The 18,754-nt window shown below is 70.0% G+C and carries 21 protein-coding genes; 14 read left to right on the forward strand and 7 right to left on the reverse strand.

The features are described from left to right. Positions 1–31 precede the first annotated feature (31 nt). Both AB0L64_RS37020 and pyrE read right to left on the reverse strand, forming a co-directional pair. Positions 32–733 carry a hypothetical protein gene (locus tag AB0L64_RS37020; RefSeq protein WP_363717642.1) on the reverse strand — a complete coding sequence of 234 codons (702 nt, stop codon included), beginning with the start codon at positions 731–733 and terminating at the stop codon, positions 32–34. Then, complete coding sequence (gene pyrE / locus AB0L64_RS37025) at positions 733–1,278, reverse strand: orotate phosphoribosyltransferase (protein WP_363717643.1); 546 nt, start codon at positions 1,276–1,278, stop codon at positions 733–735. Before pyrE ends, AB0L64_RS37020 begins: the two co-directional genes overlap by 1 nt. Before the next feature lie 176 nt (positions 1,279–1,454). Here pyrE and tdh point away from each other — a divergent pair, with 176 nt between their 5' ends. Both tdh and AB0L64_RS37035 read left to right on the forward strand, forming a co-directional pair. Then, positions 1,455–2,513, forward strand: a complete 1,059-nt coding sequence (gene tdh, locus AB0L64_RS37030; protein WP_363717644.1) for an L-threonine 3-dehydrogenase — start codon at positions 1,455–1,457, stop codon at positions 2,511–2,513. Further along, on the forward strand, positions 2,513–3,697 hold the full coding sequence (locus AB0L64_RS37035; protein ID WP_363717645.1) for a glycine C-acetyltransferase: 1,185 nt from the start codon (positions 2,513–2,515) through the stop codon (positions 3,695–3,697). The genes tdh and AB0L64_RS37035 overlap by 1 nt, the downstream gene beginning before the upstream one ends. 1 nt (position 3,698) lies before the next feature. Here the strand turns inward: AB0L64_RS37035 and AB0L64_RS37040 are convergent, their stop codons facing one another. Further along, positions 3,699–4,073, reverse strand: coding sequence for a hypothetical protein (locus AB0L64_RS37040; protein ID WP_363717646.1), 375 nt, complete (start codon positions 4,071–4,073; stop codon positions 3,699–3,701). Positions 4,074–4,089: 16 nt separating this feature from the next. Between AB0L64_RS37040 and AB0L64_RS37045 the strand changes: the two genes are divergently transcribed. Further along, positions 4,090–4,692 carry a hypothetical protein gene (locus AB0L64_RS37045; RefSeq protein ID WP_363717647.1) on the forward strand — a complete coding sequence of 201 codons (603 nt, stop codon included), beginning with the start codon at positions 4,090–4,092 and terminating at the stop codon, positions 4,690–4,692. On the opposite strand, the gene AB0L64_RS37050 is transcribed toward AB0L64_RS37045, so the two are convergent. Beyond that, positions 4,689–5,234: a hypothetical protein gene (locus AB0L64_RS37050; protein ID WP_363717648.1), complete on the reverse strand. Its 546-nt coding sequence runs from the start codon at positions 5,232–5,234 to the stop codon at positions 4,689–4,691. The two genes, AB0L64_RS37045 and AB0L64_RS37050, sit on opposite strands and share 4 nt — an antisense overlap. A 175-nt stretch (positions 5,235–5,409) precedes the next feature. Between AB0L64_RS37050 and AB0L64_RS37055 the strand changes: the two genes are divergently transcribed. The 3 genes from AB0L64_RS37055 (at position 5,410) to AB0L64_RS37065 (ending at position 8,001) form a co-directional block, all read left to right on the forward strand. After that, the gene (locus AB0L64_RS37055) at positions 5,410–5,997 is read left to right on the forward strand and encodes a hypothetical protein (protein ID WP_363717649.1); all 588 of its coding nucleotides are present in this window, start codon (positions 5,410–5,412) and stop codon (positions 5,995–5,997) included. Between the two features lie 31 nt (positions 5,998–6,028). Next, entirely contained in the window at positions 6,029–7,114 is a 1,086-nt protein-coding gene (locus AB0L64_RS37060; RefSeq protein ID WP_363717650.1) for a winged helix DNA-binding domain-containing protein, read from the forward strand. A gap of 62 nt (positions 7,115–7,176) precedes the next feature. Next, complete coding sequence (locus tag AB0L64_RS37065; protein ID WP_363717651.1) at positions 7,177–8,001, forward strand: aldo/keto reductase; 825 nt, start codon at positions 7,177–7,179, stop codon at positions 7,999–8,001. Here AB0L64_RS37065 and AB0L64_RS37070 read toward each other — a convergent pair. Next, a complete protein-coding gene (locus AB0L64_RS37070) occupies positions 7,998–8,891 on the reverse strand; it encodes a LysR family transcriptional regulator (RefSeq protein WP_363717652.1) in 894 nt (297 codons plus the stop codon). The genes AB0L64_RS37065 and AB0L64_RS37070 overlap by 4 nt on opposite strands. A gap of 312 nt (positions 8,892–9,203) precedes the next feature. Between AB0L64_RS37070 and AB0L64_RS37075 the strand changes: the two genes are divergently transcribed. Beyond that, positions 9,204–9,446, forward strand: coding sequence for a hypothetical protein (locus AB0L64_RS37075; protein WP_363717653.1), 243 nt, complete (start codon positions 9,204–9,206; stop codon positions 9,444–9,446). Further along, the gene (locus AB0L64_RS37080; RefSeq protein ID WP_355695333.1) at positions 9,403–10,302 is read left to right on the forward strand and encodes a LysR family transcriptional regulator; all 900 of its coding nucleotides are present in this window, start codon (positions 9,403–9,405) and stop codon (positions 10,300–10,302) included. Before AB0L64_RS37075 ends, AB0L64_RS37080 begins: the two co-directional genes overlap by 44 nt. A 1-nt stretch (position 10,303) precedes the next feature. On the opposite strand, the gene AB0L64_RS37085 is transcribed toward AB0L64_RS37080, so the two are convergent. Beyond that, positions 10,304–12,556 (reverse strand): N,N-dimethylformamidase beta subunit family domain-containing protein, encoded by a 2,253-nt coding sequence (locus AB0L64_RS37085; RefSeq protein ID WP_363717654.1) that lies wholly within the window; start codon positions 12,554–12,556, stop codon positions 10,304–10,306. A 115-nt stretch (positions 12,557–12,671) separates the two neighbouring features. After that, positions 12,672–13,448 (reverse strand): SDR family oxidoreductase, encoded by a 777-nt coding sequence (locus tag AB0L64_RS37090; RefSeq protein WP_363717655.1) that lies wholly within the window; start codon positions 13,446–13,448, stop codon positions 12,672–12,674. Between the two features lie 53 nt (positions 13,449–13,501). Between AB0L64_RS37090 and AB0L64_RS37095 the strand changes: the two genes are divergently transcribed. From AB0L64_RS37095 to AB0L64_RS37120, 6 genes are all read left to right on the forward strand, one after another. Beyond that, positions 13,502–14,140, forward strand: a complete 639-nt coding sequence (locus AB0L64_RS37095) for a pyrimidine 5'-nucleotidase (protein ID WP_363717656.1) — start codon at positions 13,502–13,504, stop codon at positions 14,138–14,140. Between the two features lie 94 nt (positions 14,141–14,234). After that, entirely contained in the window at positions 14,235–14,933 is a 699-nt protein-coding gene (locus AB0L64_RS37100) for an FCD domain-containing protein (RefSeq protein WP_363717657.1), read from the forward strand. Then, positions 14,930–15,370 carry a GNAT family N-acetyltransferase gene (locus AB0L64_RS37105; RefSeq protein ID WP_363717658.1) on the forward strand — a complete coding sequence of 147 codons (441 nt, stop codon included), beginning with the start codon at positions 14,930–14,932 and terminating at the stop codon, positions 15,368–15,370. The genes AB0L64_RS37100 and AB0L64_RS37105 overlap by 4 nt, the downstream gene beginning before the upstream one ends. Before the next feature lie 71 nt (positions 15,371–15,441). After that, positions 15,442–17,394, forward strand: a complete 1,953-nt coding sequence (locus AB0L64_RS37110; RefSeq protein WP_363717659.1) for a glycosyl hydrolase family 28-related protein — start codon at positions 15,442–15,444, stop codon at positions 17,392–17,394. Positions 17,395–17,463: 69 nt separating this feature from the next. Further along, entirely contained in the window at positions 17,464–18,258 is a 795-nt protein-coding gene (locus AB0L64_RS37115; protein ID WP_363717660.1) for a LuxR C-terminal-related transcriptional regulator, read from the forward strand. A gap of 55 nt (positions 18,259–18,313) precedes the next feature. Further along, on the forward strand, positions 18,314–18,727 hold the full coding sequence (locus AB0L64_RS37120) for a hypothetical protein (RefSeq protein ID WP_363717661.1): 414 nt from the start codon (positions 18,314–18,316) through the stop codon (positions 18,725–18,727). The last annotated feature ends 27 nt before the right edge of the window (positions 18,728–18,754 follow it).

Raw genomic sequence — 18,754 nt, forward strand, 5'->3', positions numbered from 1 at the left:
GACTCTACGGCCAGCCGGGTCCGCCCGGTGGTTAACGCAGGCGGGGGTCGACGCCGGCGTAGTCGCGCCACACGTACGGCGGAACGTTCAGAACGACCTGCTCGAGCAGCGCGAGCCGGTTCAGCACCTCGGTCGGGTCGTGCGCGCCGCTGTCCCAGCCGACCAGCGAGTCGCCCTCGACCCGCCAGCCGATCTCGCCGCGGGCGAGCAGCATCTCCATCATCCGCGGCGTCACCACCGCGTGCCCGAACCGTTCGTCGTCGGCCTTGACCCGGAACGCCCGGTTGAACTGCTCGCTCTCGAACTGGAGGTCGCGGAACCCGAACGCGTTCGCGACCGCGCCGCCGAAGATCCCCTCGTGCGTCACCTCGAGGTGCGGCAGCGCGCCCGGCAGCTGCAGCACGACCACGCCGAAGTTGTGGGTGGTCGTCCGCCGCTGACCCTTTCCGTTCGTGGTGTGGGTCTGGTAGCTGTAGTCGAAGGCAACCATCTGGTGCCCGTTGTACGGCCCGGACAGTACGTTCTTGACGCGCCAGTTGTCGCCGGTGCGGAACGGTGTACCGGCCCACTGCCCGGCCAGCGAGTGGTTGGCCGGCACGTACGACCAGCCGTGCTGGGCGGCGAAACCGGCGAACAGCTCCCGGCGCTTCTTCGCGCGGTAGTAGTTGAACCAGGCAAGGCCGACGCCGACGACGATCGCCAGCAGGACGAACAGCAGGGTGCTGCTCTGCATCAGCCGAGCCCCAGGTCCTCGAGACCGAACACCGACCGGTACTCCAGACCCTCCGCCTCGACCCGCTCCTGCGCCCCGGTCGACCGGTCCACGATCACCGCGACCGCGACGACTTCGGCACCGGCCTCGCGCAACGCCTCGACGGCGGTCAGCACCGATCCGCCCGTCGTCGACGTGTCCTCGACCGCCAGCACCCGCCGGCCCGTCACGTCCGGCCCCTCGATCCGCCGCTGCAGACCATGCGTCTTCTCGGCCTTGCGTACGACGAACGCGTCGAGCGTCCGGCCCTGCTGGGCGGCGGCGTGCAGCATCGACAACGCGACCGGGTCCGCGCCGAGCGTCAGCCCGCCGACCGCGTCGTACTCCAGGTCCTTCGTCAGCTCGAGCATCGCCGGGCCGATCAGCGGCGCCGCGGCCGCGTCGAGGGTGATCCGGCGCAGGTCGACGTAATAGTCGGCTTCCTTGCCCGACGCCAGCGTCACCCGGCCGTGCACGATCGCCTTGCTCTTGACCTGCTCCAGCAGTCCGTCCCGGTCGTAGCTCATGAGCCTTGAGCTTAGATCACCGGCGGGGCGCGGCTACTTCTTGCTCACCCCACGAGGAACACGGTCCCGAGTCGGCTGACTACGCCCCGCACACGGGCCAGTATGCAGGGGAGCTGTAAAGGCTGTGCACGACGTGTCGATGGACGCCGATGGTTGCCCCGGACGACGATGTGGGCATGAAGGCGCTCGTGAAGGCCGAGGCGAAGCCAGGCCTGTGGTTGCAGGACGTACCGGAGCCGAAGATCGAGGCCGACGAGGTCCTGATCAAAGTGCTCCGGACCGGGTTGTGCGGCACCGACCTGCACATCCAGAGCTGGGACCACTGGGCGCAGAAGAACGTCCCGGTGCCGATGGTCACCGGGCACGAGTTCTGCGGTGAGGTGGTCGAGATCGGCGTCGGGGTCCGCGACGTCGCGGTCGGCGACCTGGTCAGCGGCGAGGGACACCTGGTGTGCGGTCGCTGCCGCAACTGCCGCGCCGGACGCCGGCACCTGTGCATCAAGACCCGCGGCCTCGGCGTCCACGTGCCGGGCGCGTTCGCGGAGTACGTCGCGCTGCCGGCCACGAACGCTTGGGTGCACAAGGACGACAACGGCACCGTCGACCTCGACGTCGCCGCGATCTTCGACCCGTTCGGCAACGCCGTCCACACGGCGCTGTCGTTCCCGCTGGTCGGCGAGGACGTGCTGATCACCGGCGCCGGCCCGATCGGGGTGATGGCCGCCGCGGTCGCGCTACACGCCGGCGCCCGGAACGTGGTGATCACCGACCTGTCGGAGTACCGCCTCGACCTGGCCAGGAAGATCGGCGTGACGCACGCGGTGAACGTCGGCGAGGAGTCGATCGCGCAGGCGCAGCAGAGCCTCGGGATGCGCGAGGGGTTCGACGTCGGGATGGAGATGTCCGGGCAGCCGGCCGCGCTGCGGGACATGATCGCGAACATGAACCACGGCGGGAAGATCGCGATGCTCGGCCTGCCGTCGGACGAGATCGCGATCGACTGGGGCACGGTGGTGCTGAACATGCTGACCATCAAGGGCATCTACGGCCGGGAGATGTTCGAGACCTGGTACTCGATGTCGGTGATGCTGGAGCGCGGGCTCGACCTGACGCCGGTGATCACGCACCGGTTCGGGTACGGCGACTTCGAGCGCGCCTTCGACGTGGCGCGCCAGGGGCAGTGCGGCAAGGTAATCATGGACTGGACGGCTGAGACGCTGGAGGAGAAGCACTGATGTTCGGGCGGATGCGGGACGACCTGACGGCGACCATCGGCGAGATCCGGGACGCCGGGCTGTACAAGTCCGAGCGGGTGATCACGTCACCCCAGCAGGCCTTGATCTCTGTTGCTACCGGCAACGAGGTGCTGAACTTCTGCGCCAACAACTACCTGGGCCTGTCCGACCACCCGGAGGTGGTCGCGGCCGCCAAGGAAGCCCTCGACCGGTGGGGCTTCGGCCTGTCCTCGGTGCGCTTCATCTGCGGCACGCAGCAGATCCACAAGGACCTGGAAGCTGCGCTGAGCACCTTCCTCGGCACCGAGGACACCATCCTCTACAGCTCCTGCTTCGACGCCAACGGCGGTCTGTTCGAGACCCTGCTCGGCGCCGAGGACGCGATCATCTCCGACGAGCTGAACCACGCCAGCATCATCGACGGCATCCGGCTGTCGAAGGCCCGCCGCTACCGGTACAAGAACCGCGACATGGCCGACCTGGAGGCCCAGCTGAAGGACGCCGCCGACGCGCGGTACCGGCTGATCGCGACCGACGGCGTGTTCTCGATGGACGGGTACGTCGCGCCGCTCGACGAGATCTGCGACCTGGCCGAGCGGTACGACGCGCTGGTGATGGTCGACGACTCGCACGCGGTCGGTTTCGTCGGCCCGGACGGCGCCGGTACGCCGTCGCTGTTCGGCGTGAAGGACCGCGTCGACATCGTCACCGGCACCCTCGGCAAGGCCCTCGGCGGCGCGTCCGGCGGCTACGTGTCCGCGCGCCGGGAGATCGTCGAACTGCTCCGGCAGCGCTCCCGTCCGTACCTGTTCTCGAACTCGCTGGCGCCGTCGGTCACCGCCGCGTCGCTGAAGGCGCTCGAGCTGATCGGCGGGTCGAGCGACCTGCGCGACAAGCTCGCGGCCAACACCAAGCTCTTCCGGACCACGATGACCGAGGCCGGTTTCGACGTCCTCCCCGGCGACCACCCGATCTCCCCGGTGATGATCGGCGACGCCGCGGAAGCCGGGCGGCTGGCGGACAAGTTGCTCGACCTCGGAATCTACGTGATCGGGTTCTCGTATCCCGTCGTACCGCAGGGCAAGGCACGCATCCGCGTCCAGTTGTCGGCGGCGCACTCCACCCAGGACGTCGAAACCGCGATCGCGGCGTTCATCGAGGCTCGGGACGCCCTCGCGGGCTGACTCAGTCCAACGGGGGCGCCGGCGGCCGCAAGGCCTGCTCGAGGTCGGCGGCCACCGCGTCCAGGCCCTGCGGCACGAGGACCGGGCCGGGCGATGTCAGTAGGCCGTCGATGCGTCCTCGCGCCGTTCGTACGGCGTCGCGCAGCGAACGGGCGCGGTTCTGCGCGGCATCGTCCGGGGCCGACGGCTCGAGCGCGGTCAGCTTGTCCTCCACCGCGGTGATCCGGCTCGCTGCGATGTTCCAGCCGCCGGCGACTTCGGCCGGCGAGCCCAGCCGGCGGAGTTCGGGGATGAGACTGCGGGCGAACCACGCCACCTCGCCCTCGGCGGATGCGAGATCGTCGCGCCAGAACTTGGCACGGCGGCGCGACCGCACCAGTAGCAGAACACCGATGACAAGCCCGAGCACGACGACGGCTGCGAGCACCCACCACAGCCATGAAGGCGGGCCGCTCGACTCGGACGACGACGGCTGCACCGACGGCGAGGCCGTCGGCGCCGGCGTGGCCGCTGTCCGGGTCGGCGAGGTGGGTGGCGCTGTCTGCGTCGGCGAGGTGCGCGGCGCCGTCTGCGTCGGCGAGGTGCGCGGCGCCGTCTGCGTCGGCGTCGGGGCCACCACGATCACCGACGACTCGGTGGGGCTCGGCTCTGCCTGCGCCGGCGCAGACGTCCGGGTGGGAGCAGGCGGGGACGGCGACTCGGTGTCTTCCGGCGTACGGGTTCGCTCCGGGACCTCCGGCGACGCCGGCGTCCGACCGGGTTCCGCGGACGCCGGCGTGCGGGTCGGTTCCGGGACCGTCGCCGTGGGGGACGGCAACCCGCTCGCGGTGCGCGTCACCGTCGGAGAGGGCAAGCTGACGCCTCCGTTCCCTCCACAGGAACCGAGGAACAGGGCCGCCAGCGCCAGCCCGGCGATCCGCACCATCAGCGGAAACCAACCGGCGCTGCCGGATCCCGCTCGCCTGGCCACTGCGCCCCCGCCCGCGTTCGGCTAACCGGCCGCAGGAGCAGCGCCCGCGGCGCGGGCGTCGCGTTCGATCTCGGCGGCGTCGGCTTTGATCTGCTTCGCCTCGGTCTTCTTCGCGCGCTTCATCGACGCTTCGATCTTGGCGCCCATGTCGGACACGCCGACGACCACCAGCCCGGCCTGGCCGGCGTCGAGGCTCTCGCCGAGCTCCTTCAGGTCGCTCCGGCTCATCCCCGCGGAGGCATGTCCCGCGACCGCGCCCAGGACGGCTCCGCCCGCGGTCGTGGCCGCGAGCAACCCGCCGCCGATCGCCGCGAACGGGAACAGCGCGACGACCAGGCCGGTGGCCAACCCCACGCCGCCACCCAGGACCCCGCCGGCCCGGGTCGGTGTCTCGTGCTTCTTGCTGATCTTGACTTTGCCGTCCTCGCGACGCTCGATGAGGGCCGCGTCGTACGCGTCGATCAGGTTGGCTTTGGTGTGCAGCTCCTTGACGAGCTGGTAATCCGCCTCCGCGTCGGCGACGTCGTCGTACACGCCGACGTAGGCCATGAAGGTGTCAAAGGCCATGACTCCTGCTCCCTCGTTCGCTCGGGTCTTCCAGGAGCAAGATCGCACCCGCGGTGACCGCTCGGGATCATCCGCAAGGGGCGAGATTCACGGGAACCGAAGGATTCAGGGGCCGGGGCGCGAAGGACGGCCGTCGCCGCTAGGGTTGTCCGGTTCGCACTGGGTGAGGAGCTTTATGCGCCAGATGCTGGCCGTTGTCGGGGTGCTGTGTTTGACGTGTGTGGCCGGATGCGGGGCCGCTGACGGGACGGGGGTGACGGCGCCGTCGCCGGCGTTGTCGAGTGCGCCTTCGGTGACTCCGTCGGCGCCGGGCGGGGCCTATGCGCCGCCGACCCCGGCGCGGAGTGTTCCGGTCGTGCGGTCGTCGCCGCCGGCGATGACGGTGGCCGCTGCCGGCGCGAAGTACCTGCAGATCACCCGGGCGTACAACGTGGCGCTCGAGCGGTTCGAGAAGGCCGCGAACGAGAACATGTCCCTCGCGACGTTGCAGAACAGGGCCAAGGCGGTGGCCGCGGCGAACCTCGCCGAGTACACCGCGCTGCGGTCGACCGTCTGGCCGGCCCGGGTCTCGACGCAGATGCGGGCCCTGGCGAAGGCGGACGCGGCCGCGCGCCCACACTGGCTCAAGGTCGCGGCCAGCGAGAGCAAGTCGGAGATGGCGGACCACCTGAAGCTCGCCACGGCCGCGGGCGGCAAGGCCCCGTCCGCGCAGATCCGCCGGCTTCTCGGCCTCCCGAAGTACGACGAGAAGGACTACAGCTGAACTTGTCGGCGCCGTACGCGAAGATGCGTGCATGGCGGTGATGAGCGGGCGGGCGGTCAACCGGGCGACGTTGGCGCGGCAGCTTCTGCTGGACAGGGAAGCGGTGCCGGCCGTCGACGTGGTGGGCCGGCTGGTGGGGATGCAGGGTCAGGAGGCCAAGCATCCGTACGTCGGGTTGTGGTCGCGGATCGACGGGTTCGAGGAGTCCGAGCTGGATCGCGCCGTCCAGGAGCGGGACGTCGTGCGCGGCACGCTGTTCCGCGGGACGCTGCATCTGGTGACCGCGGCGGACTACCTGCGGTTCCGGGTGACGGTCGCGCCGGTGCTCGAGGCCGGCTTGAAGATGCTCGGCGATCGTGGCGCCGGGCTGGAGCCGGAGAAGGTCGTTGCCGCGGCGGAGAAGTTGCTCGCGAAGGAGCCTCTGACGTTCACCGCGGTGCGGGACGCGTTGCAGCAGCAGTTCCCGGACGTGAACGAGCGCGCGCTCGGGTTCTGCACGCGGATGCTGGTGCCTTTGGTGGTGTACCCAACGGATGTCCGCTGGTCCTGGGCGGCGAACTCCAAGTTCACGCCGGCCGAGGAGTGGATCGGGAAGAAGCTGCACCGTCGCGCCCGGACGAAGGAGCTCGTCACGCGGTACCTGCAGGCCTTCGGACCGGCCACACCCGCGGACTTCCAGACCTGGTCGGGTCTGCAGAAGGCGAAGCCGCTGTTCGACGAGCTCGAGCTCGAGACCTTCACGGACGAGGCGGGCAAGACGCTGTACGACGTACCCGACGCGCCTCGCCCCGATCCGGAGACACTGGCGCCGGTGCGGTTCCTGCCGGAGTTCGACAACGTGCTGCTGTCGCACGCGAAACGCGAGCGGATCATCGCCGACGAGCACAAGCCGGCCGTGTTCACGAAGAACCTCCGGGTCAAGGCGACGTACACCGTCGACGGCCTGGTCGCCGGGCTGTGGACGACCGAGAAGAAGCGTGGTGTGGCCACTCTCACGCTCACGCCGTTCGGCCGGACGCTGAAGAAGACGCAGGCCGAGCTGGAGCGGGAGGGTGCCGGGCTGCTCCGCTTCCTGGAGCCCGAGGCCAAGTCCTACGAAGTGGTTACTACCGGTTAATGAGGTTGTTGTCACACGTCGGATGACTGGGCCAGAAACCCTTTGCCGGGTGGAATGGGTGGATGAGCACAGTCCCCTCCATCACTCTGGACAACGGCGTCGAGATCCCGCAGCTGGGCCTGGGGGTCTGGCAGGTCGAGGACTCGATCGTCACCGAGGTCGTGACGACGGCGTTCGAGACCGGCTACCGGCACATCGACACCGCCGCGATCTACGGGAACGAGGAAGGCGTCGGCCGCGCGATCGCCGCGTCGGACATCCCGCGTGACGAGCTGTTCATCACCACCAAGCTGTGGAACTCCGACCAGGGCTACGACAGCACGCTGAAGGCGTTCGACCAGAGCCTGGCCAAGCTCGGCCTCGAGTACGTCGACCTGTACCTGATCCACTGGCAGTCGCTGCAGCGGGACCTGTACGTCGACACCTGGAAGGCGTTCGAGCAGCTGTACGCCGACAAGCGGGTCCGCGCGATCGGCGTGTCGAACTTCCACGAGCCCGCGCTGCGGCGGATCTTCGAGGAGACCACGATCCGGCCGGCGGTGAACCAGATCGAGCTGCACCCGGCGCTGCCGCAGGACGAGCTGCGCGCGTTCAACGCCGAGAACGACATCGTCACGCAGGCGTGGAGCCCGCTGGCCTCCGGCGAGCTGCTGGCCAACCCGGTGCTCGCGACCATCGGCGCCAAGTACGGCAAGTCGGCGGCCCAGGTGATGATCCGCTGGCACCTCCAGCTCGGCAACGTGGTGATCCCGAAGACCGTCACGCCGAGCCGGATCAAGGAGAACTTCGAGGTCTTCGACTTCCGGCTGGACAACGACGACATGGCCGCGATCGCGGACCTGGAGACCGGCGTCCGGACCGGCGGCGACCCGGACGTCTTCGGCTAAACCAGTTCCAGGAAGCGGGCGAGGACCGGGGAGCGGTTGTCCGGGGACCAGGCTACGGAGAGTTGCCAGGGTGGCAGGTCGTCGGACAACTCGCGGTACACGACCGCGTCGGGGTTGGACGGCGGCGTCGGACCGATCAGCAGCGAGACGCCGAGCCCGGCCGCGACCAGCGACACGATCGTCTGGACGTCGGCCGCCTCCTGCTCGATCCGCGGCGTGAAGCCGGCGGCGCGGCAGTACCCGACGATCGTGTCGTGCACAGCCGGCCCGCTCGGCCGCGCGTAGAAGACGAACGGCTCCTCGGCGAGGTCGGCCAGTCGTAGTCGCTTCCGCCGCGCCAGCCGGTGCTGTGCCGGCAACGCGACCACCAACGCGTCCTCGGCAACCACCCGCGACGTCAGCTTCGGCGCGAGCTGGACGACGGCGCTCGCACCGGCGGGTGTGCTGGGCCGTAGCAGCCCCACGTCGATCCGCCCGTCGCGCAACGCCTCGGTCTGCCGCAGGGTCGTCCACGACTCCAGGTCGAGCACGACCTCCGGGTACGCCTGCCGGAAGGCGCCCAGCAGCCGCGGCAGCACCTCGAACGTCGCGGACTGCACGAACCGCAGCCGCAACGTCCCGAGCTCACCGCGCTGCGTCCGCTGCGCCGTCCGGACGGCCTCGTCGGACCGCCGCAGCAGGTCCCGCGCATCGGCCAGGAACGTCTCCCCCGCGGACGTCAGCACGAACCGGCGCTTCACCCGGGCGAACAGCTCCACGCCCAGATCGTGCTCGAGCGCCGCGATCTGCCGGCTCAACGACGGCTGGGTGAGGTGCAGCCGGACGGCCGCCCGCCCGACGTTCAGCTCCTCGGCCACCACCACGAACGATCTGAGTTGCCGCAGTTCCATGGCCTCAATCATGCACCAGACACATCAAGTCCGCGCAGAACTTTCATTGGACGTATCAACGTGCGCTTCCTACTGTCGAAGGCAGAGGAAAGGAACACCGATGTACGTCTTCCCGACAGAAGTCATCAAGAAGGTTCACGACGAAGTCCACTCGGCCTGGCCCAACGCCCCGGTCGTCCCGCACCGCCCGCCCCGCCACCCGCTGCGCGAGGTGCTGCGACCGCTGCGAGCAGTACGCCGCCACGCCAGGTCGCGTCCGGCCGCTGACGCCTGCCGCCCCACCCCTTGTCTCACAGATGTTGCGAGCTGAGCATGTACATCCCCTACACCGTCCTCAAGACGATGCACGAGCAGACCCATTCCGCCATGCCGGCAGTTCCGCTGCGTCCCTTCGTCCCGAAACGCCACCCGATCCGCGACGCCGTACGCCGTTGGCGCGAGCGGCGGGTGCCGGCGCCGCCGGCTGTCGCCCTGAAGCTCGTCCCGACCGACCTGTGCGAAGCTGAGGTTCGTGATCGAGGTACGACGGCTGCGGGTGTTGCGCGCGCTTGCTGACCACGGGACTGTGACCGCGGCCGCCGAGGTGCTGCACCTGACGCCCTCGGCGGTCTCACAGCAACTCGCCGCGCTGGAGTCCGAGGTCGGCCAGGAGTTGCTCGAACGCCGCGGCCGCCGGGTCGCGATCACCTCGGCGGGCCGCCTGCTGCTGGCCCACACCGACACCATCCTCGCCGAGGTCGAGCGAGCCGAGGACGCGATGCGGCTGCACGCGAACGGCGCCAACGGCGAGGTCCGCGTGGTCGCGTTCGCGACCGCGATCACGCTGCTGGTGGCACCGGCGCTGACCCGGCTCCGCGAGACCAGCCCCGGCCTCGACCTGGTCGTCCGCGACGCCGAGGGCCACCAGGGCATCACCCACCTGCTCGACGGCGACGCCGACCTCGCGATCGCGGTCGAGCACCGCGGCTCACCGCGTCCCGACGACCGCCGCCTGGCCCGGATCCCCTTGTACGCCGAGCCGTTCGTCGCCGTCCTGCCGCCGGCGCATCCGGCCGCGGACCGGGACCCGCTCGAGCTGAGCATGCTCGCCCACGACGACTGGGTGATGACCGCGCCCGGAAACCCGATCCGCGACGTCGTCCTGCTCGCCTGTGAGCAGGCGGGTTTCCAGCCGCGGATCGTCCATCAGTCCGACGACTTCCGCGCCGTCGCCGCCCTGGTCGCGGCCGGCGGCGGCGTCTCCCTCGTCCCGCGCCTCGCCGTACCGGAGTCGACGCTCGCGCTCACCCGCCCCCTCACCGAGCCCGCCCCGACCCGCCGCGTCTACGCCGCGGTCCGCGCCAGCCGCGCCGACCACCCCCTGATCACCGCCACCCTTGCCGTCCTCACCGAGGTCGCCGAGAAGCTCTGACTCACTTCTCGGCGATCGCGAGCTCGTGGTTGGGCACCGCGATCCGCAACTCGGGCGCGGCCGCGCCTCCCGGAACCGTGATCGTCCCACGGCTGACCCAGGAGGTGACGTTGGTGACCATCGTGGTCACCACCCGCCGGGAGGCGACCGACTGCGCGGGCATCCCCAGGTTCGAGGGGCACCGGCGAACGAGGAAACAGCCGTAGGTGAACGTCGATCCGTTGAACACCCGAGCGCCGGACGGCGCGACGAACACCGTGACGTGCATCGGTGTCGACCGGCCCGTCGTCCGGCAGATGGCGCTGCCGCCGCCGAGAATGCCCAAACCGGGATGTTTGTACAGCCCCGGCCAGAGGTAGTCGACCTCGCCGGCGAGGAACCCCGGTACGACGGTGCCGGCCGGAATACCCCGGAACAGCCAAGTGCTTGCGGTCCTCAGGCTCGCCGCGGAGATGCCGCATCCGTACTCGGCGCCGAGGAGCGGTTGCGACGCGTACGCGTCTCCCAGGTACCGCCACAGCGTCGAATTCCCGCCAGCGGTGTACCGGTCGACGTCCCAGTACCGCCGGGTGCTGTCGGTGAAGGTGATCCGCCGGTACGACGCGTTCGCGCCGAAGCTGGCCACGTTGACGCCGCGCTTGATCGCCTGACTGATCGATGCCCGCATCCGCAACGAGTAGTACTCGTCGTGCCCGGGCAGGAAGATCGTCCCGGCCCGCGCAGCCAGCTGACCGCCGTACACGTCGAGGTCGTTGTCGGTCCAGTAGGTGACGTCCAGCCCCATCGATTCCGCCCACAGGATCAGACCCTGCTCCAGCGGCAGGAACTGCCCCGACCCCTGACCCTCGGCGTACGGACGGTCGAACGTCAGCCGGCCGGAACCCGTCGTCGGGCTGCTGTAGAAGCTCCGGCCGCCGTACCAGTTGTAGGCCTCCCACGTCGTGGTGGCCTGCTGGATGAGCAGGCTGTGCTTGCGGCCCGTGTCGTCGCGCACCGTCAGCGGCGCATAGGCGGCGTACCTGCCGTCGCTCACCTTGATCAGGTAGGTGCCCGGGATCCAGTTCCGGTCGATCGGGATGGTCAACGTCCTCGACCAGTTCGCCGCGGACGCCATCCGCAGCGGGTGACCGTTGGCCGTACCACCGATCGTCGGAGCGGGCTGCACCACCGTGGGTACGCCGTCGCGACGCCAGACCTCCCGCCCGCCGAGCCCCTGGTAGTACCCGATCCGGTAGGCCACCACGCTGACCGGCCGGCCGGACGTGACCTTCAGGTCGACCGTGGCGCCACAGGTTGCGGAGACCTTGGTCAGGTACGCCGCCAGCGGCCCGTTCATCGTGGTCGGGATGACCCACGCACCGGTGCCCGGTTTCGCGTTCTCGGCGACTGTCGTCGGCCAGGCGGTCGGGCATCCGGCCGGTCGCACGGGGAACGAGCCGGCAAGGATCGTCGGCATCGGTGCGGGCGGTGCGATCAGCGCGAGGCTTCCGGTCCCCGCCATCAGTTGCAGGCCGGTCGACGCGGTGGCGGTCATCCCGAGCCGGAAGATCCCGCCGTACTTGGACAGCACGGCTCCGTAGATCGGGATCGCCAGCCGGACGCCGCCGCGCACGCTGAGCCGCGAGCGCGGCCTCCAGGTCGCGTAACCGCTCGCGATCGTCAGCGTCCCGTTGACGCTCGTCAGCGTTCCCCGGACGCCGGTCGGCAGCTTCATCCGCACGAACGCCAGGACGCCCGGGCGGCCGACCGTGCCGGCGTACGTGAGCGTGCTCCGCTGCCCCGGGATCGGGTTGCTCGCCGTGATCCGGACGTTCGCCGGGCGGATCAGCGTGCCGGTCCCCGCGGACAGGACGGCTCCGGTGGTCCCGATCGCCCGGAAACTCAGCGTCCACGGACCTCCGCTCGGGAGCAGCACGCCGTAGAACGGAATCGAGAAGCGGGCGCCGACGGCGACGGTCAGCGTCCTGGTCGGGCGCCATTGCAGCACGCCCGGCGAGACCGTGCGCACCGCGCCGTTGACCGAGGTGATCCGGCCGCCGGACCCCGGCGGGATCGAGACGAGGATGTAGCGCAGGGTCCCCGCCCGGGTCACCGTGGCCCGGTAGCTCAAGGTCGTCGTACCGTTAGATGCCGTGGCCGCCGAGATCGCGACATTGGCCACCACCGCCGCAGTTGCCGGCGTAGCGACCGTCAGCGGTGCCGACGTGAGCAGAAGCGCCACCGTCGCCACGACATGCTTACGCAATCTGTTCATGATGCCTCCCCCACCGGCACCTGCCCGCCCACCCCGGGCGCCCCCCAGGTGCCGACAGACAGCAAGATCCCACGCGCAAGCGTTTCCGCCTAGGGGCGTTGGACCCTTGCTGCGGTCAGGAGCGGCGGCGGCCGTCCAGCCCGACGGTGGAGACGCGGGCGATCAGGGCCCGTGGTGTGAAGCGGGCGGCGAGCACCAGCAGCTTGTAGCGGCGGCTCGGGACCGAGATCGGCTTGCCGCGCATCAGGTCCTTCCAGGCCTCGTCGACCAGGTCGGCCGCGTCGAGCCACAGGAACGACGGGATGAGCGACTTGTCCATCCCCATCCGCTCGTGGAACTCGGTGTGCACGAAGCCGGGGCACAACGCCATCACCGCGACGCCCTGGGCGTGCAGGCCGGTCGCCAGGCCGGCCGAGAAGCTCGTCACCCAGGCCTTGTGCGCGCTGTAGATGTTGCGCTGCAGGAACCCGGCCACCGAGGACACGTTGACCACCGCGCCCGAGCCGCGCTCGATCATCGGCTGGACTGCGGCGTGGGTCAGCCGCAGGACGACGCGGACGAGCAGGTCGAACTGCTTCTCCTCGACCTCGATCGGGTTCTCCCAGAACGGCTTCTTCTGCCCGAAGCCGGCGTTGTTCACCAGCACCTCGATCGGCCCGGTGCGGAAGCGTTCCTCGACCCGCGCCAGGTCGGCCGCGTCGGTCAGGTCGGCGGCCAGCACCTCGCACTCGACACCGTGCAGCCGCGTGACCTCGGCAGCGACCTCCTTGAGGTGCGCCTCGTCCCGCGACACCAGCACCAGGTCGTAGCCCTCCCGCGCCAGCTTGTCCGCGAACGCCCGGCCGATCCCGGTCGCCGGCCCGGTGACGAGCGCAGTCGGCCTCTTGGGCATGGGTCGTGTCCTCCCGTCGATGACGCCCCCAGTGTGTCACCTACGCTTGCCTGATGCTGGCGGACATCGACACCTGGGTGCTGGATCTCGACAACACCTTGTACCAGCCGCAGGTCGGTCTGGCCGACCAGATGAACGTCCGGATCCGTGCCTACCTCGCCAACCTGTTCGGAACCGACGAATCCGAGGCGCTCCGGCTGCAGAAGCAGCTCGTCGCCGACCACGGCACGACCCTGCGCGGCCTGATGACCACGCGCTCGATCGACCCGCACGACTACCTCGCGTGGGAGCACACGATCGACTATTCGGTCCTCGCTCCCGACCCGGTGCTGGCGGAGGTGCTCGGCGGCCTCCGCGGCCGGCGGTACGTGTACACGAACGGGTCGGCGTACCACGCGGGCCAGGTGCTCGGACGGCTCGGGCTGACCGGCTGTGTCGACGGCGTCTTCGACATCCTCGCGGCCGAGCTGATCCCGAAGCCGTACGCCGCGAGCCTGGACGCGTTCCTGGCGGCCTTCGGGATCGCCCCGGCCCGCGCCGCGATGTTCGACGACCTCGAGGTGAACCTGACCGCACCGTACGAGCGCGGGATGACGACCGTCTGGGTGACCGGTGGCACGCCGTCCGGGCAGTTGGCCGCGCGGCGCTGGCGAACAAGTGATCTGCCGGAGTTCCTGCGCGCAAACATCTGATGAATTGCCGCCATGACGCGAGGACGCGGGCGGGGAGCAGGCAGAATGTGTCAGAAATGGTCTGATGACTTACGGTTCGTGAGGAGGTGAGGGGATGGCTGCTACGGACAAGGCGCTGGCCGGTTTGCGGCAGATGATCGCGTCCGGGGAGCTCGGGCCGGGGGCGAAGTTCCCGCCGGAGCCCGAGTTGTGCGACCACCTGGGGGTGTCCCGGAGCTCGCTGCGGGAGGCCGTGCGGTCGCTCGGCGCGCTCGGCGTGATCGAGTCCCGGCACGGGTCGGGCACCTACGTCTCGGCCCTGGACCCGGCCGCGATCATCAGCAGGTTCTCGCTGTCGGTCGAGCTGATCCCGCTCGAAGGCGTCCTCGAACTGCTCGAGGTACGCCGCGTGCTCGAGTCGCATGCCACCGCCGCCGCGGCGGCCCGGCAGGACCCGGAGCTGGCCCAGCGGCTGGGCGCGATCCTCGACCGGCTCGAGTCGACCACCGACGCGACCGAGATCCAGCACCTGGACGCCGAGTTCCACGGCGCGATCTGCGCCGCCGGCGGAAACTCGACCGTCACCGCGCTCACCGGCGTGATCCGCGGCCGCGGCGGGCATTACCGGATCTTCGAGCCGGGCGTGGACTTCGACGCGATCAAGCGGACCAGCGACCGCGGCCACCGGGAAATCCTGGACGCCATCACCACTCGCGATCCCGCGGCCGCCGCGACCGCCGCCTCCGCCCACATCGCCCAGACCGAACTCTGGCTCCGCGCCCTGCGCCCCGACCCCCAACCGGAACTGCCATGAACTGGACCTTGAGGCCCGCGATGCACGAGGACCTCGAAGAGCTCGCCGAGCTCCGCGCGGTCGTCATGCGCCCGGACCTGGAACGCCTCGGCCGGTACGACGAACACCGCGTCCGGCAGCGCCTACGCGACGCCTACGCGCCCGAGCACACCCAGATCATCGAGGTCGACGGCGAATTCGCGGGCTCCGTCAGCGTCCGCCCGGCGACCGCCGACGTCCGGTGGCTCGAGCACTTCTACCTGAGCCCACGCCACCAGGGCCGGGGCCTCGGCACCGCCGTCCTGGGAACCGTGCTCACCACCGCCGACGCGGAACGCGCGACCGTCAGGCTGAACGTTCTCCAAGGCAGCCCGGCCCGCAAGCTGTACGAGCGGCACGGCTTCGTCGTCGAGGACGAGGATCCGGTCGACGTCTTCATGGTCCGGAAATTTCTCTGACCTGTCGAGATCTTGCGCCTCGGGCGTCGGCTGCATAACCTCCAGACACTTCGTCCGGAGGGGATCCGCCAATGTCCCGTTCACACCTGCTCGCGGTCGCGCTGACCACCGCGCTCCTCGGTGCCACACTCACCACCCAGCCGGCCGCCGCTGCCCCGGACCCACGCATCACCCGGGCCGGGCTCGACCCGGCGCTCGTGACCGGCCGCGGCGCCGACGTACCGTTCGTCGAGCAGGAGGCGGAGAACGCCGCCTTCACCGGTGAGAAGATCGGCCCGGGGCGGGATGCGTACACGCTGCCGGCCGAGGCTTCCGGGCGCACCGCCGTACGACTGCAGCCCAAGCAGTACGTCGAGTTCACGCTGACACAGCCCGCGAACGCCTTCACTCTGCGGTACAGCATCCCGGACGCACCGGCCGGCGGCGGGATCACGGCACCGCTGGACGTGACCGTCAACGGGAAGCGCAAGCAGACCATGACGCTGACCTCGCAGTACGCCTGGCTGTACGGGATGTATCCGTTCTCGAACGACCCGAACGTCGACCCGATCCCCGGCTGGTGGAAGCCCGAACCGGACCCGGTCGCCAAGCCGTTCCGCCCGAACCGCTTCTACGACGAGCAGCGCGTGCTGCTGGACCGGACGTACCGGGCCGGTGACCGCGTCCGCTTCGCCGTACCGCGGACCACGCCCGCCGCCTGGACCGTCCTCGACGTCGCGGACTTCGAGCTGGTCGACGCGCCGCTGAAGCAGCCCCGGAAGTTCCTCGACGTCCGGCTGTTCGGCGCCGACCCGACCGGCCGCCGGGACGCCGCGCCCGCGATCGAACGCACCATCGCGGCCGCCCAGCGCATCGGCTGGTCGGTGTTCATCCCCGCCGGCACCTTCCAGGTGAACCGGCACATCGTCGTCGACAGGGTGACGATCCGCGGCGCCGGGAACTGGTGGACGATCATCAAGGGCCGCGTCCTGCCGCTCGCGGAGCCCGCGCCGGACAAATCCGTGCACAGCGCGCCCGGCTTCTACGGCAGGTACGCCGCGGACGGCGGGAGCACCGCCGTACACCTGTCGGACTTCGCGATCGAGAGCGACGTCCGCGAGCGCATCGACACCGACCAGGTGAACGGGATCGGCGGCGCGATCGGCGGCGGCTCCACGATCGAGAACCTGTACCTGCACCACACCAAGGTCGGCATCTGGCTCGACGGGCCGATGGACGGCCTGCTGATCCGCAACAACGTCGTCACCGACGCGATCGCCGACGGCATGAACCTGCACCTCGGGGTGTCCAACGTCCGCGCCACCGACAACTTCGTCCGCAACACCGGCGACGACGGGCTCGCGATGTGGTCGGAGGCCAACCCCGCCGGGCTGGCGAACCACAACAACGTCTACGACCACAACACCGTGCAGACGCCGGTGCTGGCGAACAACATCGCGATCTACGGCGGCCGCGACAACGCCGTCACCGACAACCTGGTCGCCGATCCGATCCGTGAGGGCAGCACCTTGCACGCCGGCTCGCGGTTCGGCGCGACGCCGTTCGAGGGCACGCTGACCTTCGCCCGCAACACCACGGTCCGCGGCGGCCCGCGCGATCTCAACTGGGACATCGGCCTCGGCGCGATCTGGCTGTACGCGTTGCAGTCCACGATGTCCGCCTCGATCCAGATCACCGACAGCTCGTTCCTGGACTCGACGTACAACGCGATGATGTTCGTCGTCGACTGGCCGGTGAAGGACGACTACGCGATCACCGGGGTGACCGTGCGCGACATCTTGGTCGACGGCACCGGGACCAACGTGGTGAACGCCCGGGTCGGCGGCTGGGCGACGTTCGAGAACGTCGACGCCCGCAACGTCGGGGCGCCGTTCGTGAACAACTGCGGCACGTTCCACTTCGACGGCCCGCCGGAGTTCGACGTCCAGCTGCTCGGCGGCAACGACGGCGGCTGGACCGGTGCGACCTGGTGCGAGGACCGGCCTGCCGTCGTACCGCCGCCACCGCCGTCCCCGTGGAACTGAATGCGTAGCGGAGGCGTGCGCTAACCCGCCGTACATGAGACGATCTCGCCCGGGGAGCGGGGGTGGGGGATGAGTCATGCGGCGAGTCGTCAGGTGGTGCTGGACGCATCACTGCGGTTGCAGGTCGTACGAGCCCGGAGCTGCGACGAGTGGTTCGCGGGTCACGGCACGGCGGAGGTCGAGGTCTTCGGGGACGACTCCGAGGCGCTGCGGGACTGGTTGCAGGACCAGTGCCGGCGGTCCGAGGAGCTGGTCGCGGTGACGTCGACGCGGTGCCAGACGCTGCAGGGGTTCCGGCAGAGCCACGCGTTCAACCAGAAGCTGATCGACGGCGGCCAGCGGATGACCAGCTACTTCGACATCAGCGGCGGCGCGGACCAGGTCACCGACTTCATCATCGGAGCCGAGGACATGCCGTACCACCTCGCCGACGGTGCGCTGCAGGTGAAGCTGCTGGACCGCGAGCGGGTCGTCGTCGAAGGGCCGGTCGTGAACAGCCGGCGCAGCCTGATGGTGCTGCGCTGCCTGGAGGCGGTGAACGCGACCGGCCAGTACCTGCGCGCCGTCCGCGAGACCGCTGTGCGCGCGTCCGAGTTCCGGGAGCGGATCGGCGAGCTGACCGCGCGCCAGCGGGTGATCGCCAAGGAACTCGAGTGCGGCCGCACCGACGAGGAGATCGCCGAGCAACTCGGGGTGAGCGTCCGGACCGTGCGCTACGAGGTGGCCCGGCTGCTGGAGGTCCTGGACGTCACCACCCGGTTCGCGGCCGGGGTCCGGTACGCCCGGATGCAGGCCGTCGAGGACCGCGCGGTTGCAGGAACCTGCAACAGATTCGCCGCCTCCGACGCGTCCCGGCGACGCTGAGCCCGCACCGGGCCCCCGCCTGGGTCCGGGCAGTCTCAGCAAAGGGGATGACGAGATGCGAACGATCACACGGGTGGGAGCCGCACTGGCCACGACCGCCGCACTGGTGACACTGACCGCGACGCAGGCCAGCGCGGCGGTGACGTGGCTGTGGGAGAAGGCGGACGGGAACAACATCGGCACGGCGAGCTACACCGACACCGGCAACGTCATGCACGTCAACGACCAGGAGGCCGACGGCCACTCGCTGCTGCTGTTCGTGCACCGCCCGGGCGTCTCGAGCGGCGTCGCCTGCTGGGACAGCACCGGCGCCGACACGTCCGGCGTGAACTGCACGCTCAACTCGTACGACGAGAACACGCTCCTGGAGGGGTACCTGTGCCGCGGCGAGTGGGCCTCGAACCCCGACGACCGCGTGATCTTCTGGGACCGCTGCAACTACGCGGGCGCCCGCCAGTTCCGGAAGTGAGGCCGGGTACGGCGGCGGCGCCTGACG

The sequence above is a fragment of the Kribbella sp. NPDC051936 genome (assembly GCF_040680955.1).
Lineage (GTDB): Bacteria > Actinomycetota > Actinomycetes > Propionibacteriales > Kribbellaceae > Kribbella.

What these genes read in the sequence shown, in the direction of transcription:
- AB0L64_RS37020 (WP_363717642.1), bottom strand. Translation starts at nt 733, where the DNA reads ATGCAGAGCAGCACCCTGCTGTTCGTCCTGCTGGCGATCGTCGTCGGC.
- pyrE (WP_363717643.1), bottom strand. Translation starts at nt 1,278, where the DNA reads ATGAGCTACGACCGGGACGGACTGCTGGAGCAGGTCAAGAGCAAGGCG.
- tdh (WP_363717644.1), top strand. Translation starts at nt 1,455, where the DNA reads ATGAAGGCGCTCGTGAAGGCCGAGGCGAAGCCAGGCCTGTGGTTGCAG.
- AB0L64_RS37035 (WP_363717645.1), top strand. Translation starts at nt 2,513, where the DNA reads ATGTTCGGGCGGATGCGGGACGACCTGACGGCGACCATCGGCGAGATC.
- AB0L64_RS37045 (WP_363717647.1), top strand. Translation starts at nt 4,090, where the DNA reads ATGACAAGCCCGAGCACGACGACGGCTGCGAGCACCCACCACAGCCAT.
- AB0L64_RS37050 (WP_363717648.1), bottom strand. Translation starts at nt 5,234, where the DNA reads ATGGCCTTTGACACCTTCATGGCCTACGTCGGCGTGTACGACGACGTC.
- AB0L64_RS37055 (WP_363717649.1), top strand. Translation starts at nt 5,410, where the DNA reads ATGCGCCAGATGCTGGCCGTTGTCGGGGTGCTGTGTTTGACGTGTGTG.
- AB0L64_RS37060 (WP_363717650.1), top strand. Translation starts at nt 6,029, where the DNA reads ATGGCGGTGATGAGCGGGCGGGCGGTCAACCGGGCGACGTTGGCGCGG.
- AB0L64_RS37065 (WP_363717651.1), top strand. Translation starts at nt 7,177, where the DNA reads ATGAGCACAGTCCCCTCCATCACTCTGGACAACGGCGTCGAGATCCCG.
- AB0L64_RS37070 (WP_363717652.1), bottom strand. Translation starts at nt 8,891, where the DNA reads ATGGAACTGCGGCAACTCAGATCGTTCGTGGTGGTGGCCGAGGAGCTG.
- AB0L64_RS37075 (WP_363717653.1), top strand. Translation starts at nt 9,204, where the DNA reads ATGTACATCCCCTACACCGTCCTCAAGACGATGCACGAGCAGACCCAT.
- AB0L64_RS37085 (WP_363717654.1), bottom strand. Translation starts at nt 12,556, where the DNA reads ATGAACAGATTGCGTAAGCATGTCGTGGCGACGGTGGCGCTTCTGCTC.
- AB0L64_RS37090 (WP_363717655.1), bottom strand. Translation starts at nt 13,448, where the DNA reads ATGCCCAAGAGGCCGACTGCGCTCGTCACCGGGCCGGCGACCGGGATC.
- AB0L64_RS37095 (WP_363717656.1), top strand. Translation starts at nt 13,502, where the DNA reads ATGCTGGCGGACATCGACACCTGGGTGCTGGATCTCGACAACACCTTG.
- AB0L64_RS37100 (WP_363717657.1), top strand. Translation starts at nt 14,235, where the DNA reads ATGGCTGCTACGGACAAGGCGCTGGCCGGTTTGCGGCAGATGATCGCG.
- AB0L64_RS37105 (WP_363717658.1), top strand. Translation starts at nt 14,930, where the DNA reads ATGAACTGGACCTTGAGGCCCGCGATGCACGAGGACCTCGAAGAGCTC.
- AB0L64_RS37110 (WP_363717659.1), top strand. Translation starts at nt 15,442, where the DNA reads ATGTCCCGTTCACACCTGCTCGCGGTCGCGCTGACCACCGCGCTCCTC.
- AB0L64_RS37115 (WP_363717660.1), top strand. Translation starts at nt 17,464, where the DNA reads ATGAGTCATGCGGCGAGTCGTCAGGTGGTGCTGGACGCATCACTGCGG.
- AB0L64_RS37120 (WP_363717661.1), top strand. Translation starts at nt 18,314, where the DNA reads ATGCGAACGATCACACGGGTGGGAGCCGCACTGGCCACGACCGCCGCA.